16 protein-coding genes and 1 riboswitch are annotated in these 14,717 nt (G+C 49.4%); of the genes, 12 read left to right on the top strand and 4 right to left on the bottom strand.

The features are described from left to right. Positions 1-24 precede the first annotated feature (24 nt). Entirely contained in the window at positions 25-717 is a 693-nt protein-coding gene (locus tag ACNA6I_RS11545; RefSeq protein ID WP_048005115.1) for a universal stress protein, read from the bottom strand. A 165-nt stretch (positions 718-882) separates the two neighbouring features. Between ACNA6I_RS11545 and ACNA6I_RS11540 the strand changes: the two genes are divergently transcribed. The 8 genes from ACNA6I_RS11540 to ACNA6I_RS11505 all read left to right on the top strand — a co-directional run bounded on the left by ACNA6I_RS11540 (position 883) and on the right by ACNA6I_RS11505 (position 7,803). Then, positions 883-3,294: a Na+/H+ antiporter subunit A gene (locus ACNA6I_RS11540; RefSeq protein ID WP_048015146.1), complete on the top strand. Its 2,412-nt coding sequence runs from the start codon at positions 883-885 to the stop codon at positions 3,292-3,294. Beyond that, a complete protein-coding gene (locus tag ACNA6I_RS11535) occupies positions 3,278-3,703 on the top strand; it encodes a Na(+)/H(+) antiporter subunit B (RefSeq protein WP_048005113.1) in 426 nt (141 codons plus the stop codon). The genes ACNA6I_RS11540 and ACNA6I_RS11535 overlap by 17 nt, the downstream gene beginning before the upstream one ends. Further along, positions 3,703-4,041: a Na(+)/H(+) antiporter subunit C gene (locus tag ACNA6I_RS11530; RefSeq protein WP_048005112.1), complete on the top strand. Its 339-nt coding sequence runs from the start codon at positions 3,703-3,705 to the stop codon at positions 4,039-4,041. The genes ACNA6I_RS11535 and ACNA6I_RS11530 overlap by 1 nt, the downstream gene beginning before the upstream one ends. After that, positions 4,034-5,518: a Na+/H+ antiporter subunit D gene (locus ACNA6I_RS11525; protein WP_048005111.1), complete on the top strand. Its 1,485-nt coding sequence runs from the start codon at positions 4,034-4,036 to the stop codon at positions 5,516-5,518. The genes ACNA6I_RS11530 and ACNA6I_RS11525 overlap by 8 nt, the downstream gene beginning before the upstream one ends. Before the next feature lie 18 nt (positions 5,519-5,536). Continuing rightward, a complete protein-coding gene (locus ACNA6I_RS11520) occupies positions 5,537-6,019 on the top strand; it encodes a Na+/H+ antiporter subunit E (protein ID WP_048005110.1) in 483 nt (160 codons plus the stop codon). Further along, positions 6,012-6,296 (top strand): Na(+)/H(+) antiporter subunit F1, encoded by a 285-nt coding sequence (locus tag ACNA6I_RS11515; protein WP_048015147.1) that lies wholly within the window; start codon positions 6,012-6,014, stop codon positions 6,294-6,296. Before ACNA6I_RS11520 ends, ACNA6I_RS11515 begins: the two co-directional genes overlap by 8 nt. Beyond that, entirely contained in the window at positions 6,274-6,702 is a 429-nt protein-coding gene (gene mnhG, locus ACNA6I_RS11510) for a monovalent cation/H(+) antiporter subunit G (protein WP_048005108.1), read from the top strand. The genes ACNA6I_RS11515 and mnhG overlap by 23 nt, the downstream gene beginning before the upstream one ends. A 171-nt stretch (positions 6,703-6,873) precedes the next feature. Continuing rightward, positions 6,874-7,803 carry a hypothetical protein gene (locus tag ACNA6I_RS11505; RefSeq protein ID WP_048005107.1) on the top strand — a complete coding sequence of 310 codons (930 nt, stop codon included), beginning with the start codon at positions 6,874-6,876 and terminating at the stop codon, positions 7,801-7,803. Positions 7,804-8,020: 217 nt separating this feature from the next. On the opposite strand, the gene nei is transcribed toward ACNA6I_RS11505, so the two are convergent. Further along, positions 8,021-8,836: an endonuclease VIII gene (gene nei, locus ACNA6I_RS11500; protein WP_416313328.1), complete on the bottom strand. Its 816-nt coding sequence runs from the start codon at positions 8,834-8,836 to the stop codon at positions 8,021-8,023. A gap of 168 nt (positions 8,837-9,004) precedes the next feature. Further along, a riboswitch (SAM riboswitch) is annotated at positions 9,005-9,113 on the top strand. An 85-nt stretch (positions 9,114-9,198) separates the two neighbouring features. Between nei and mmuP the strand changes: the two genes are divergently transcribed. Further along, on the top strand, positions 9,199-10,614 hold the full coding sequence (gene mmuP / locus ACNA6I_RS11495; protein WP_048005105.1) for an S-methylmethionine permease: 1,416 nt from the start codon (positions 9,199-9,201) through the stop codon (positions 10,612-10,614). Continuing rightward, on the top strand, positions 10,583-11,548 hold the full coding sequence (gene mmuM, locus ACNA6I_RS11490) for a homocysteine S-methyltransferase (protein ID WP_048015150.1): 966 nt from the start codon (positions 10,583-10,585) through the stop codon (positions 11,546-11,548). Before mmuP ends, mmuM begins: the two co-directional genes overlap by 32 nt. 47 nt (positions 11,549-11,595) lie before the next feature. On the opposite strand, the gene ACNA6I_RS11485 is transcribed toward mmuM, so the two are convergent. Beyond that, positions 11,596-12,009, bottom strand: coding sequence for a hypothetical protein (locus tag ACNA6I_RS11485; protein WP_251527990.1), 414 nt, complete (start codon positions 12,007-12,009; stop codon positions 11,596-11,598). 116 nt (positions 12,010-12,125) lie between these two features. Here ACNA6I_RS11485 and ACNA6I_RS11480 point away from each other — a divergent pair, with 116 nt between their 5' ends. Then, positions 12,126-13,082: a sigma-70 family RNA polymerase sigma factor gene (locus ACNA6I_RS11480; RefSeq protein ID WP_416313327.1), complete on the top strand. Its 957-nt coding sequence runs from the start codon at positions 12,126-12,128 to the stop codon at positions 13,080-13,082. Here ACNA6I_RS11480 and ACNA6I_RS11475 read toward each other — a convergent pair. After that, entirely contained in the window at positions 13,079-14,089 is a 1,011-nt protein-coding gene (locus ACNA6I_RS11475; protein ID WP_251527986.1) for a serine hydrolase domain-containing protein, read from the bottom strand. The two genes, ACNA6I_RS11480 and ACNA6I_RS11475, sit on opposite strands and share 4 nt — an antisense overlap. A gap of 215 nt (positions 14,090-14,304) precedes the next feature. On the opposite strand from ACNA6I_RS11475, the gene ACNA6I_RS11470 reads away from it, so the two are divergent. Continuing rightward, positions 14,305-14,679 (top strand): VOC family protein, encoded by a 375-nt coding sequence (locus tag ACNA6I_RS11470; RefSeq protein WP_048005101.1) that lies wholly within the window; start codon positions 14,305-14,307, stop codon positions 14,677-14,679. Positions 14,680-14,717 lie beyond the last annotated feature (38 nt).

Below are 14,717 nucleotides of genomic sequence, written 5' to 3'. Positions count from 1 at the left end.
TTAAGGCGGAGGCTCGTGTAGAACTTATAGATAGTCGTCATCTTCTGAATCATTCGGTTGTACGGAAACATTCGTCAAGTCCTTGACGATTCCTTCTTCGACTTGAACCTGGAGGGTTTCCCGGTCTTTCATGAACTTGAAAAGCCCATTGTTGAAATCGGTCCCGGATTCCTTGAAGAAGATTCCTTCGTAGCGCATGGCCTTTGTGTGCTTGAACGTGAGACGATATTGATCGTCTTCTTCCACGAGGTAAGCACGGCAGCCTTTCTCAAAATGTCCGTCAGGGTTCTTGAGGGCGCGGGACACAGAAATGATGTGAAGGTCCACAAATGGGACTTCACGCAGCAAAGAGTTGATGATGGACCCTTTGGCGATTTGTTCCCAGCGACTCTGGGCAGTCTGTCCAAGGATGATCTGAGTGACGTTCCGCTCTCGTGATACTTCGGCGATCACCTTGGAAATCGGGCGCTTTTCGTTATCTTTTATGATGAAGGCATCGGCATTGTGCTTCTCGGCTAGTTCTTTCCACTGGGAAATGTAGGCCGATTTCTCTGCATCCAGTTCATCGAAGGGTTTCGGATCGACAGTAAGGATGTAAAGAGGGCATTTCATCATATTGGCGATCTTGCATCCGCGTTGGATGAGACGCTCCCCGTTCGGTCCGTAATAGACACATACCAGGATGCTTTCATCCATCCGTTCTTTTATCGGTTTCATGATTATTTTCACCTCGAAGCTGTGTAAATTTCCCTTGCTATCTTCAAACTATGTATGACTATAACGCATGCCATAATAGTCGTCAATGGATTTCTTACTATATCTAGAAGTTCCGAAAGATTAAGAAATAGATTGTTGAAAATTATTCAAAAAGGAGGGGCTCATTTGTCTTGGATCCATTTAGCCGTCTTGCTCCCGATTTTGTTCGCCATCTTGGTTCCATTCATCTATAAACTGGTTTCACCGAAGATCCATACCGGCTGGTTCGTTCTCGTTGTTCCACTTTTGATCTTCATCTACCTATTAACCTTTATCCCCAATATTTCAGCCGGAAATACGTATGAAGCATCTGTGTCATGGATTCCTGCATACGATATCGACTTTGTCCTCACTGTCGATGGCCTCAGTCTATTATTCGGCCTTCTGATCACCGGGATCGGAAGCTTGGTCATCTTTTATTCCATTTACTATATGTCGAAGCACCGTGAAGCGCTACACAACTTCTATGTGTATCTGCTCCTCTTCATGGGGGCCATGCTCGGTCTGGTGTTCTCGGATAATATTTATGTCCTGTATGTTTTCTGGGAAATGACGAGTATATCCTCGTTGCTCCTCATTGCGTACTGGTATGAACGGGAGCGTTCCCGCTACGGGGCGCAGAAGTCCATGCTCATCACCGTGTTCGGCGGTCTTGCCATGCTTGCGGGCCTCATCATGATCAGCATGATGACAGGAACAAACAGTATAAGGGACATCTTGTCACAGGCCAATGGCCTTCAGGATCACCCACTCTTCCTTCCTGCCATGATATTGATTCTGTTGGGGGCATTTACGAAATCTGCCCAATTTCCTTTCAGTATATGGCTTCCGGACGCCATGGAAGCACCGACACCCATCAGTGCCTATCTTCATTCAGCGACCATGGTCAAAGCCGGTATCTATCTTGTCGCACGCTTCACAGCCTTCTTCGGTGGATCGGCCGAATGGTTCTGGATCGTATCCGGCGTCGGTCTCATCACACTCCTGTATGGATCAGTCAACGCCGTTCGCCAGACGGATCTCAAAGCACTCCTTGCGTATTCGACGATCAGTCAGCTTGGAATGATCATGAGCATGCTCGGCCTCGGTTCCGCCGCCCTGTACTTTGGGTATGGGGATGAATCCACCGTCTATGGGACGGCAATATTCGCGGCGATCTTCCATATGGTGAATCACTCCACGTTCAAGGGTGCCCTCTTCATGGTGATCGGTATCATCGACCATGAAACCGGTACGCGTGATATCAGGAAACTTGGAGGGCTCGTACGATTCATGCCAATTTCCTTTACCCTGACTGTTGTCGGTAGTTTTGCCATGGCCGGCCTTCCGCCGTTCAATGGCTTCCTCAGTAAAGAAATGTTCTTCACTGCCTTGGTAAAAGCGTCGGAACTATCGATCTTCAATGTCGGGTTCATCGGCCTCCTCATCCCGATCATCGGGTGGGTGGCAAGTGTCTTCACCTTTGTATACTGCATGATCCTTGTATTCAAAACATTCGGTGGACGCAACAAGCTCGCAAAGAAAGGGAAGGTCTTACATGAAGCGCCATTCGGGTTGCTGTTGAGTCCGGTCATTCTGGCTCTGATTGTCATCATCTCATTCTTCGTACCGAATGTGATGGGGGATTATCTATACAAACCGGCCTTCAACGCCATTCTTCCCGAGCTTCATGAAACCATCAAGCTGAAAGAAATCAGCGCATGGCATGGATTCAATCTGGAGCTGTTCATGACCTTTGGTGTCATCGTCTTCGGTATCATCCTTTACAAGACGCTCCGGAAATGGTTCCGTCTCTATTTGAAATATCCGCAGGCCCTGACGCTGAATAACGCCTACAATGTCGGGATCGAGAAGATGGAGAAAGTTTCAGGTGCTATGACCGATCGCTATATGACAGGGTTCTTGAGGGACTATCTTGTTTATATCTTCGTGTTCTTCATCCTGATGGTGGGAGGCTCCTTGTTCCTTACCGGCGGGTTTGTCCTTGATACATCGAACGACAGTCCGATCACGATTTATGAAGCCGGGTTTGTAGTGATCCTTGTCCTGTCGGGACTATCGGTCCTGTTCGCCAAAACGAGGCTGACAGCAGTCGTTTCCGTAGGGGCTCTCGGGTTCCTTGTGTCATTCCTGTTCGTCTTGTTCAGGGCGCCGGATCTTGCCCTCACCCAGCTGGTGGTGGAAACCGTTACGACGACGCTCTTCCTGTTATGCTTCTACCATCTTCCGCAGCTGAAGAAGGAAGTGAGCAAGATCCCATTCAAGCTGACAAACGCCGTCATCGCCATTTTATCAGGAGTGGTCGTGACCCTGGTTGCCCTGTCTGCAAACGGTACACGAATGTTCGATTCCATCTCGAGCTACTATGAGAATTCGTATGAAATCGCTGGTGCAAAAAACATCGTCAATGCGATCCTGGTAGATTTCCGGGGGATTGATACGATGCTTGAAATCCTGGTTCTTTCGGTGGCAGGACTGGGTGTGTATACATTGATCAAAATGAGAGGAGGAGGGGATAAGAATGAAAAAGCCAAATGATATCATCATCAAGAATGTCACCAGGGTGGCCATCGTCATCATCCTGGCCTTCGCCATCAACTTATTCATTTCCGGACATCATCACCCCGGAGGCGGATTCATCGGCGGTCTGGCGTTTTCTTCAGCCTTGATCCTCCTGTTCCTCACCTTTGATATGGAATCGGTCCGTCGCAACCTGCCTGTCGATTTTAAGGTCCTGTCTGCCGTCGGTGTCCTCATCGCAGTCCTGACGGGTGTCGGGGGAATGGTGTTCGATAAGCCGTTCCTATTCCAGACCTATGATTACTTCGACCTCCCCATCTTCGGTAAGACGGAGCTTGCCACTGCCGTCCTGTTTGATATAGGAGTGGCGCTCGCTGTCATCGGGACGTCCATGACGATCATACTGAGCATAGGGGATGATCGCTGATGGAAACACTGATGTCCATTGTTGTCGGTATTCTTTTTGCCATTGGAATCTATTTGATTTTGACAAAGACGCTTCTGCGAATCATTTTGGGCACTTCAATCCTGGGTCATGCCGTGAACCTTTTGATCATCACCATGGGAGGGCTGAAGAAAGGTGGTCCGCCCCTTCTCGGGATCAAATCCCTCACCTATGCGGACTCACTGCCTCAGGCCCTCCTGTTGACGGCGATTGTGATCAACTTCGCCACGACGGCCCTTTTTCTGGTGTTGAGCTACCGTGCCTACAAAGTGCTGGGCACCGATGACACAGAACAGATGAGAGGTTATGAGAATGAATAATGTGATCATATTGCCCATCATCATCCCGATCATCGCAGGGATGGTGATGGTAATCTTCAGAAAAAACATACCGTTTCAAAGGTTCCTCGGAATCACAGCTCTCCTGGCATCGATTGCCGTTTCCTTCGTACTGATGGAGGAAATCAAAGTGAACGGTCCCCAGTCCCTTCAATTGGGCGGGTGGGAAGCCCCATTCGGTGTCACGATGGTAGCGGATATGCTTTCGGCGCTCCTGCTTTTGATTTCCGGTATCGTGGCCCTATGCTGTCTCTTTTATTCCTTCCGGTCAATCGGAAGGAGCAGGGAAGAGCATTACTTTTATCCGTTATTCCTGTTCCTCATCACCGGGGTGAACGGGTCATTTTTGACGGGGGATATCTTTAACCTGTTTGTCTGCTTCGAAGTGATGCTTGTTGCATCGTATGTGCTAATTTCCCTTGGAGGGGAGAGGGTCCAGCTCAGGGAAAGTTTGAAATACATCCTCATCAACATCATTTCGTCTTTCTTGTTCCTTGTCGGGATTGCGTACCTCTATGCGACCCTAGGGACATTGAATATGGCCGATCTATCCCTGCGGGTGGAAGAAGCAGGTCAGGATGGGCTGATCACGACGATCGCCATCGTCCTGCTCACGGTGTTCAGCCTGAAAGCCGGTCTCTTCCTGTTCTTCTGGCTTCCTGGTTCATACGGTGCGCCTCCGACGGCCGTGTCAGCCGTATTCGCCGCACTTTTGACCAAAGTGGGAATCTACGCCATCATCCGGATGTTCACTCTTGTGTTCTATCATGACCCGCAGGTGACCCATCTCCTCATCGGCATCCTCGCAGCCCTCACCATGCTGTCAGGGGCGATAGGGGCCGTCGCCTACTGGGATATCAAGAAGATCCTGACCTATAACGTCATTGTCGGTGTCGGCTTCATACTGGCGGGGCTTGCTTCGTTCAATCCAAACGGAATGACAGGATCCATCTTTTATCTGATACACGATATGATCGTGAAAGCCCTGATCTTCCTATTGGGATGGACGATCATCCACTTGACGGGAACAAGCAAGCTCAGGGATATCAGCGGACTCATCACGCTCCATCCGCTATTCGGCTGGATGTTCTTCATTGCCGCGCTGTCCCTAGCAGGAATCCCCCCATTTGGAGGGTTCCTGGGGAAAGTCCTCATCACGAAGGGGACATTTGAGGCAGGCTACTACTGGCTGGGCGGCATCGGTCTTTTGACCAGTCTCATGGTCCTCTATTCCATCATGAAGATCTTCATGAACGGGTTCCTCGGAGATACCGAGCTGACCGAGGAAAAAGAAAAAGGAAGCATCAAAGGCCTCATGTGGCCGATCGGTATTTTAACGGCCCTCACCATCTTCCTTGGACTCGGTGCCCAAGGGGTCCAAGAGTATGTGAATATAGCGGTGGAGGGATTGATGAACCCGTCCATTTACATTGAAGCCGTCATTGGTGTCAATCGATAAGAAAAGAGGTGGTACCCCATGCCCATGCAAATCCTGATCAATCTTCTGATCGGTTTCATATGGATGTTCTTTCAGGAAAGCTTCAGCTTCCTCACCTTCTTCAGCGGGTATTTATTCGGTATACTGGTCCTGTTCATTTTGAGGCGTTTCCTGCCTCATAAGTTTTACCTGGAGTCGCTGGTGGCCATCATCCATTTATTCCTTGTCTTCATCCGGGAGCTGTTTGTTTCCAGCGTCCAGGTCTCTCGTCATATCATCAAGCCCAAGATCGATGTGACACCGGGTGTATTCAAGCTTGAGACGGATCTTGAGGGAGAGCTTGAAGTCACGCTTCTTGCCCTCCTGCTGAACTTGACCCCGGGTTCCGTCGTCATGGAGGTTTCTGATGACAACAAACGATTTTATCTTCACGGCATCAATCTTCCGAGTGCAAAAGAATCGGCATACAAATCCCAGAAGAAGCTGGAGACTGCCATAAAGAGGGTGACCAGAAATGATTAAAGCCATATTGATCTGTTCCCTTGTCGTCCTGACCATTGCCATCCTGGCGACCGTCTACCGGATCATCAAGGGGCCGTCAGCCCCGGACCGCGTCCAGGCGTTGGATGCCCTGGGAGTAAAGCTGATCTCGGCGGTGGCGATCTTTTCGGTACTGCTTCAGAATTCGGGCTTCTTCGAAGTCATCCTCCTCATCGGGATCCTTTCATTCATCGGCACGCTTGCATTTGCGCGCTATATAGAGAGGGGTGTCGTCTTTGAACGTAACAAGTCCGATTGAAGTCGTCGCCGTATTCCTGATCCTGATCGGAACGATCTTCAGTTTGCTGAGTGCCATCGGGCTCGTCCGTCTGCCGGACATCTACACCCGGTCCCACTCGGCTTCGAAGAGCTCCACAGTTGGGGTGCTGTTCACCCTCATCGGTGCCTTCCTGTTTTTCATCATGGAAGGGGTCTTCAGCATCAGGCTCTTCCTTGGCATCTTCTTCGTGTTCCTTACAGCCCCTGTCGCGTCCCATGTCATCGTCAGGGCAGCATACCGCTCCAAAGTCGAAATGTGCAACGAAACGGTACAGGATGAATTGAAAGATCTGCTGGAACAGGACGAAGCCAATTATCATACGGAAACGAAGGATGAGGAAACAGATGCTTCTTCATCCAGTAAAACAGAAAAGGCCACTGAGTGAATCGGTGGTCTTTTTTATGTGAAATTTGACTGGTGCTATGCGGTTCATCCACCTTTTTACATGTGTCGAAACACACCAATAAGCACCAAACTTTGTAAAAATATGTTTGCCGTGAGAGAGTGCGGGTATAAAACTGGTAACAAAATGGTTGACAAATAAGGAGGTAGCTACATGAAGCGAAAGGCAGCATGGTTCAGCATTCTACTGGCAATGATATTGACCCTCGGGGGTTGCAGCAGCCTGCAGACAGCCATCAGCGGTGACAAGGAAGAGAAGAAAGAAAAGACGGAACAAACGGGTGAAGAAAAGACCGCCAAGAAAGATGACAGTGATCAATCTGGAGAAGCAAATGCGGAAGAATCGACGGATGCCACGGCAACAGAGGAAGAAGGTACTGCATCGGGGGATGGGGGAACGGCATCAATCGATGACATTCCGGCAGATGGAAGCGTCCAGGATGATTCACTGAGCACTGAAGAAGACCCATTCAATGATGATTCTTCCGATGCGTTCGATAGTCCGGCTGCAGGTGATGCGGAGACCACGATGCCAGGTCAGGGACCCAGTATTGAAGCCAGTGAAGAAGAATTTGCTGCTTTCGATAAAGAAATTCAGCTTGCCTTATTCCAGGCTAGGATGATGGAGGTCATGTTGTACTACGATTATGGAATTGGCAATCCCGATTTTTACATTAAGGAAAACATGACCGAAGAGGATGTACAGATGGTCAAATCGGAACTTCAGACCATCCAGATAGAGGAACCTGTCTATAAGAGCATGCATGATGAGGCCTTGGGTTTGCTTGATTCGATCGACAACAGCAAAGAAGTGGATGGGGATATCAAGAAATACAAAGAAACGCAGGACAAATACCTGGCAATCTCAGAAGAGATGATCAAAACGATTGAGAAAGTGAACGTGGACAATGCTGCGGAAACAAGGAAGAAGCTTGATGATATGACGACAGAATACTTGAGGATTTCCACTGAACTGGGTGTGATCATGAAGGACATCGTCGTCAAACAGGGACTTGACCACGCCTATTTTGTAGAGGCACTGGATGGGATCATGACGAGTGCAGGGATGGACGGCGTCATCTGATAGTAAATAGAGGCTGCGACAAATGTGTTTCAGTCACAGTAAAACCCGGATTCATTTGCGGATAAGGCAAATGAATCCGGGTTTTCGATTGGTTTCATGACAATTACTATTTACTTGTTTCTAGCGATTGATTGGAGTGCAAGACGAAGACTCCTGCGGAAAGCGAAGTTATACTGATTTGTTCGTCATGACCTTTTTTGTTTTGACCAACCTCTTTTTATTTGGATTGACAATGTGGGCAGTAATACAGCCTTCTGGAAGCGGCCGTGATTTTCTCAATCTCGGTCCCGCATCGATAGCATGAGGAACCTTCACGATTGAAGACCCAATGGCGGTAACGGGACCGCGTCACGCCTTCTTTTTTCAGCTTTTCTACCAACTGCAGGTCATTGGTGATCCCGGCGGTTTCATACGATTGCGTCATCAGATGAATGATGGCTTCGGCTGCAAGGGTCAACTGGTCCTCACGACAGTCCATGGGACGGAGTGCTGGATGAATCCCTGAGACGAATAGGATCTCAGACCGAAGGTAGTTCCCGATTCCGGCAACAAAACCTTGATCAAGCAGTAGATGCACCCATTTGCGCTTCCTGAATGCTTCCATCCGGGTGAGGATGTCTCCGCTTGTTACGTGTTCACTGAGAATATCCGGTCCGACCCTTGCAATGAATGGATGTAAATGAACCTCCTCATCCCGCATGACGTTAATATCAGAGGCGCTGTAGAGCAAAGCGGACTTCTTCTCATTGTGTATGGCTACGCGCAGCTGGCGATTGGTTTTGGGGTATTCATAGGCCTGCTTTACGTACCACCGCCCATACAGCTGGTTGTGTGAATACATCGTATAGCCGTTGTCGAAGCGGATCAACATCGCTTTTCCTTTCGAATCCACCCTGGTGATCTTTGTTCCCTGCAGGAGACTTTCATATCCCTTTAAGTGCGGGAAGGCAAAGAAAATCTCCATGACGGGAAGACGGGCGAGTGCTTTTTGAACACGGTCTGCGGCCCGTCTGATTTCCGGTCCTTCCGGCATGGTGTCATCCCCCTTTTTCTATATACGTTCCCGTATTCCCATGGAAATAATCAAAAGGGTGTTTTATTGCTAAGGATGAGGGATGAGCGCGCTTACAGATTTTTTGTGCGTTCATTTTTATATTGACAGGAATGAGGGTTCTTGTTAATGTTTATACCAATCTCATAATTCTTATCCAGAGAGGTGGAGGGACTGGCCCTTTGAAGCCTCAGCAGCAGATCTTCTTTAGAAGAAACTGTGCTAATTCCAGCGGGTGATCAAACCTGATAGATAAGCAGTTTATTTGTCGGTAACGCACTCGTTTTGAGTGCGTTTTTTGTTTGTCTACTCATCCCAGAATCAAGAACGCGGAGGATGCCAACATGAAAATTGAAGCAAAAGACTTTAAGAGGAAAATGAAAACAAGGCATTTGATCATGCTTTCCCTTGGGGGCGTGATCGGGACGGGGCTTTTTCTCAGCTCGGGGTATACCATCCATCAGGCAGGTCCATTCGGCACGATCCTTTCTTATTTGATCGGAGCCATCGTCGTGTATCTTGTCATGATGTGTCTTGGAGAGCTATCTGTCCATATGCCCGAGACGGGGTCCTTCCACAGCTACGCGGCCAAGTATATCGGGCCGGGTACCGGTTATGCCGTCGGATGGTTGTACTGGCTGACTTGGACGGTTGCCCTTGGATCTGAATTCACGGCTGCCGGTCTGATGATGCAGCGGTGGTTCCCATCGGTGAGCGTATGGATCTGGAGTGGGTTATTCGCAGCCATCATCTTCGGTATGAACGCGTTCACGGTCCGATTTTTTGCAGAATCGGAATTCTGGTTCTCCCTTGTCAAGGTAGTGGCCATTGTCTTTTTCATCATAGCAGGAGGAGCTGCCATCGTCGGCTTCGTGCCGCTTGCCGATTCATCCCCGGCACCATTCTTCACGAATATTACCGATGCGGGGTTATTCCCGAATGGGGCATTTGCCATCATCATGACAATGCTTGCCGTCAACTTCGCCTTCTCCGGCACCGAGCTGATCGGGGTAGCCGCGGGTGAAACGAAGGAGCCCACCAAAACGATTCCAAAGGCGATCCGGACAACCCTTATCAGACTCGTCATCTTCTATGTAGGGACGATCGTGGTGCTTTCTGCCCTCCTCCCAAGCGAAGCGGCTAGCGTATTGGAAAGTCCATTCGTCGCCGTACTCAGCAGGATCGGGATTCCATATGCGGCAGACCTGATGAATGTGGTGATCATCACCGCCATCCTCTCCGCAGCCAATTCAGGCTTGTATGCTTCTTCCCGGATGCTTTGGTCCCTTGCAGATAAAAAGACCATCCCGTCTTTCTTCGGCAAACTGACCAAATCTGGCGTCCCGCTCGTTGCCACCATCACCAGCATGTTGGGCGGTGGGCTTGCACTCTTATCAAGCATTTACGCACCCGACACGGTCTATATCCTACTGGTGTCGATTTCTGGACTGGCCGTCGTATTTGTCTGGATGAGCATAAGTGCATCGCAGTTCTTCTTCAGGAGACGCTTCATCAAAGAAGGCAACAGTGTGAAGGACCTGGCATATAAGACCCCATTGTATCCATTCGTTCCGATTGCTTCGTTTCTTCTCTGCCTTGCATCCGTTATCGGGATCGCTTTCGACGAAGGTCAGAGGGTGGCGCTTTACTGCACGATCCCATTCGTGGGCTTCTGTTATGCGGCGTATTATGTGACAAACTATGTGAAAAAGAAAAGGAGTGTCGAGTATGTCAACACAAGTGAAACACAATCCCATTGAAGCCATCCTGAGGACTCACGCCACGGTCATCCTGGACGGGGCGCTCGCCACAGAACTGGAGTCCCATGGATGCGATCTGGATGATCCCCTGTGGTCTGCCCGGACGCTCATTGAGAACCCGGGGGCGATTTCGGCCGTCCATACGGACTACTTTCGTGCTGGGGCCGATTGTGCCATTACTGCAAGCTACCAGGCAACAGTGGAGGGCTTCGGTCAAAGAGGGATAGGAGAAGGAGAGGCCATCGATCTGATCAAGCAAACCGTATTCCTGGCAAAAGAAGCAAGGGATTCATTCTGGGATGAAGAAGGCAGTCGGGACAACGGCCGTCATAAGCCTTTCGTAGCGGCCTCTGTCGGGCCGTACGGTGCGTACCTGGCAGATGGGTCCGAGTATCGGGGAGAGTACGGCATTTCAAAGGAAGAGCTTGCGGCCTTCCATCGTCCCCGCATTCAGGCCCTCATAGAAGCCGGAGCGGACGTTCTGGCATTTGAAACCATCCCTTCTTTTGAAGAAGCGGAAGTGTTGGTGTCCTTATTGCATGAGTATCCCGGTGTTTATGCCTGGTTGTCCTTTTCGTTGAGAGATGGGTCCCGGATCAGTGATGGGACAAGGGTGGCCGATTGCGCACTTGCCTTCAAGGATGAAGAACAGATTGCAGCGATCGGGGTGAATTGTGCACCGATCCCTGAAGCGACGGAAGCTGTCAAAATCCTTCACCAGCATACAGATCAACCGATTATCGTCTATCCGAATTCAGGTGAAACCTATGATGCGGAGACCAAAACCTGGCATGGAGAGGAAGCGTGCGGAAGTTTCATTGATCAGTCCGATGCCTGGTTCGAAGCAGGTGCGAAAATCATCGGTGGCTGCTGTCGAACCGGACCTTCCCATATTCAGGACCTGTCTGATAAGTGGAGGAAACGCGAAATATAAATCAACAATAAAAAAGGAGGCCGATGCGCCTCCTTTTTTATGTGGGGTCAACCTGCTGCAATGAGACTTGCCACAATGGCGATGATGGGGACCGCCGTCATGAGGGCATATCCAATGAAAAATGTGGTCTGTACCATCGCTTTTGTTTGCTTATGTGCATGAGGATCTTTCACCACGTCCAAAAATGTCCGCAATAACACCACGAAGTTGACGGCGGTAACCGCAATCGTTATGGCGACAGGAATGACGACGGATCCTGTAAAGGACTCGATCATGATGAAGCCAAGGACGATAAGGATCAATGGGAGTGCTTCTGCTATCGCCACCCCGATGAACATCCTCGACTGGATCTGCTGACGCTGATCAGGATGAGCCACCATCTCCCTCATGGCTTTCCGTATTACAATCCCAATTCCCGTGGTCGCAATGATGGCTGCTAATGCCATTAAGTATAAAGCCATAGAATCACCTCATCGTTTCATAGTATTGAAGATTTTGCCACATACCCATATTATAGGAAATGCAGGATATGCAGGCAACCATTAACAAAAGTAGATTCTGAGAATGGAGTGGAAAGATGAATGCAGACCTTGAATCACTGGGATCACCCCTTCGGGACCTGGAGAGGGAATTTAAAGAAAAAATCGAGCCATACCGGTCCGATCTATGGAGATACTGCCGGACCTTGACGAGATCCCCGTGGGATGCAGAAGATCTGGTCCAGGATACGCTCCTCCGTGCGTTTTCATTATTGCCCAAGCTCTATCAGCCTATTGAACCTAAAGCCTATCTATTCAAGATTGCAACGAACCGTTGGATCGATCAAAGGAGGAAGCAGGAACGGATCGAGATGAGGGAGGACATGGAGGAAATCAATGCAGCAGGAGAATTCGACTATCAGCTTCTGGAAAATCTGGAGCATCTCGTCCACATTCTTACCCCTGTTCAATACGTATCGATCATTTTGACTGATGCATTCCTATACAAAGGGAAGGAAGTGGCTCATATCATCGGGACGACGGAAGCGTCCGTCCATGCTCATGTAAGCCGTGCACGAAAGAGTTTGCGGAAGTATAATCCTGTCTCTAATGCCAAATCAGGAACGAGCGCATCTGTGGATTCTCTTCAAGCTGATCCGGTCATCGCCACCATGTTGGAAGGATTCCGGTCCAAGGACCCCGAAAGGATCGCATCCGTCCTTCATGAAGAGATCCAGACGGAGATTGTCCATTCAGGGCTGGAGATAGGCTTGGAAGAGACAAAGAGGCATTCCTTGGAGGATTGGCATCAGATTGTCCAGGATCAACAAACCATCATCGGGGAGTACCGTCTGCTATGGGGTGCCCCGGTGATTGTGGAACTGGAGGAGAAGGAGGACGGGAAGAGGTATCTCAACAATCTTCACCGTATCGAGATCGAGGAAGGCCTCATCATCTCCTGGAGATTCTACTGCTTTTCATGGGATCTGATGAAGCAGGCTGCCGAAGAACTGGATGTAGAATTGAACGCAGCCTACTTTTATCATCTGTACTAAAGAACAGTGGAACGGATGAAGGTCATCAGGGAGAATGCCTGATCGTCACAATTCGATAGTACGGTGATCATCCGGTCGTCCTCCGGGATGATCACAGATCTGAAGCTCACGCCAGGATCAAGGCCCATCAACGAATAAACCGGCGTATCATCCCCTTCGTCCTGGATTACCCATACCCCATATCCATAAAAAGTTCCCGTACCGGACGCTACGTGCGGCTTCAGGATGAGATCCGTGCTTTCTCTCGTCAGGAGATGGTGCTTAAAGAGGGAATCGAGCAGGGCATGGAAATCCTCTGTTGTCGTATAGGCGCCTCCGTCGGGTCCTCCTTTCACGGGAAGGGAGTAGATATTGCTTTTATACAGCCCATCCCCTAGACCGATGTAGCCCGTGGCTGTTCCATCCGGCAGCTGGTCCATCCTGAAGTAACCCGACTTCTCCATGCCTGCCGATTCGAATATATGGGTCTCCACATATTCGGAAAATGTGATTCCTGTGTGTGCCTCGATGATCAAGCCCAAAAGCACATAGCCCGAATTATTGTAGGAAAAGCGCTCACCGGGTGTGGATTTCATAGGCTCTTGTTCAAACAAGGGGAGGAAGTCAGCCGGTGATTCCATCCGGTAGGAAGGACGTTCTTTCCATAGATCCTCGAAGTCATCCATCTCTTCTTCATCAAAATAATCCGGTATGCCGGAAGTATGGGTCAACAACTGGTGAACCGTGATGCTTTCGTGAAAGTGAGAGTGCTTCAGGGGAAGTACATCCCGTAGCCGTGAATCCAAGGAGAAAAAGCCTTTCTCGATCAGCTGCAGGATGGCAATTGCCGTGAAGAGCTTGCAGCCAGAAGCTATCCCGAAACGGGTGTGAGTGGAATTGGATATGTTGTGCACCCGGTCTGCCAGGCCGTAAGCCTGCTTGAATTCTATCTGGGATCCATTTGTCACAAGGATGGATCCTTGGAAGTCCGTATTGATACAGTGGGTATGAAGATCATGTTTTTTCATGGAATCAGTCCCTTCGTTTCCTTCATCATACCGTTTCCCGTGATAGGTTGATAGGCAAAGAATGGTGATAGAATAAGTTTTCCTTATGGCGTTTTTGGGGATAAGGTTGTATAAAAGCCAAATGCAGGAAAAATCCACAATAGAATGAAAAAAGTCTGTCAGGTTTTCATCGTTTCATCCGTCTTACTAAATGAAGACAAAAAGGAGAGTGAACCATGAAGACGCCAATTCAAAATAGGATCCACACCATCTTTATCCATGTGAGTGATTTGAAAGCCTCTGCCCTCTGGTATGCAGAGCTCCTCGGGCAGGAAATCGACCTGAATGATGTCACAAGACCGGTCCACACGATTCCTGTCGCCGATTATACGAGCCTGACGTTGGATGCAGGGCCTGAAGGGGAGCAAAAGGACATCGTGCCTGCCCGCTTCCCGATCTTCAATTTTCATGCGGACGATATTCATGAAGCCCATGGCTACGTGGAGGGAATCGGAATCGAAGTCGTCCAGCCCATCACGAGCTTCGATGATTTCTCGTTTTTTACGGTGAAGGATCCTGACGGTCATCTTATCATGATCTGTACAGGATGAAACAAAAGCATCCCATATCGCGGGATGCTTTTGTTATG

This window comes from Rossellomorea sp. FS2, from assembly GCF_047915635.1.
Lineage (GTDB): Bacteria > Bacillota > Bacilli > Bacillales > Bacillaceae_B > Rossellomorea > Rossellomorea marisflavi_A.
The sequence above is the reverse complement of the archived record's forward strand: the minus strand, read 5'-3'. Positions and strand labels throughout refer to the sequence as shown.

Coding starts and splice junctions, on each gene's coding strand:
- ACNA6I_RS11545 (WP_048005115.1), bottom strand. CDS start 717: ATGAAACCGATAAAAGAACGGATGGATGAAAGCATCCTGGTATGTGTC.
- ACNA6I_RS11535 (WP_048005113.1), top strand. CDS start 3,278: ATGAAAAAGCCAAATGATATCATCATCAAGAATGTCACCAGGGTGGCC.
- ACNA6I_RS11530 (WP_048005112.1), top strand. CDS start 3,703: ATGGAAACACTGATGTCCATTGTTGTCGGTATTCTTTTTGCCATTGGA.
- ACNA6I_RS11525 (WP_048005111.1), top strand. CDS start 4,034: ATGAATAATGTGATCATATTGCCCATCATCATCCCGATCATCGCAGGG.
- ACNA6I_RS11520 (WP_048005110.1), top strand. CDS start 5,537: ATGCCCATGCAAATCCTGATCAATCTTCTGATCGGTTTCATATGGATG.
- ACNA6I_RS11515 (WP_048015147.1), top strand. CDS start 6,012: ATGATTAAAGCCATATTGATCTGTTCCCTTGTCGTCCTGACCATTGCC.
- ACNA6I_RS11505 (WP_048005107.1), top strand. CDS start 6,874: ATGAAGCGAAAGGCAGCATGGTTCAGCATTCTACTGGCAATGATATTG.
- nei (WP_416313328.1), bottom strand. CDS start 8,836: ATGCCGGAAGGACCGGAAATCAGACGGGCCGCAGACCGTGTTCAAAAA.
- mmuP (WP_048005105.1), top strand. CDS start 9,199: ATGAAAATTGAAGCAAAAGACTTTAAGAGGAAAATGAAAACAAGGCAT.
- mmuM (WP_048015150.1), top strand. CDS start 10,583: ATGTCAACACAAGTGAAACACAATCCCATTGAAGCCATCCTGAGGACT.
- ACNA6I_RS11485 (WP_251527990.1), bottom strand. CDS start 12,009: ATGGCTTTATACTTAATGGCATTAGCAGCCATCATTGCGACCACGGGA.
- ACNA6I_RS11480 (WP_416313327.1), top strand. CDS start 12,126: ATGAATGCAGACCTTGAATCACTGGGATCACCCCTTCGGGACCTGGAG.
- ACNA6I_RS11475 (WP_251527986.1), bottom strand. CDS start 14,089: ATGAAAAAACATGATCTTCATACCCACTGTATCAATACGGACTTCCAA.
- ACNA6I_RS11470 (WP_048005101.1), top strand. CDS start 14,305: ATGAAGACGCCAATTCAAAATAGGATCCACACCATCTTTATCCATGTG.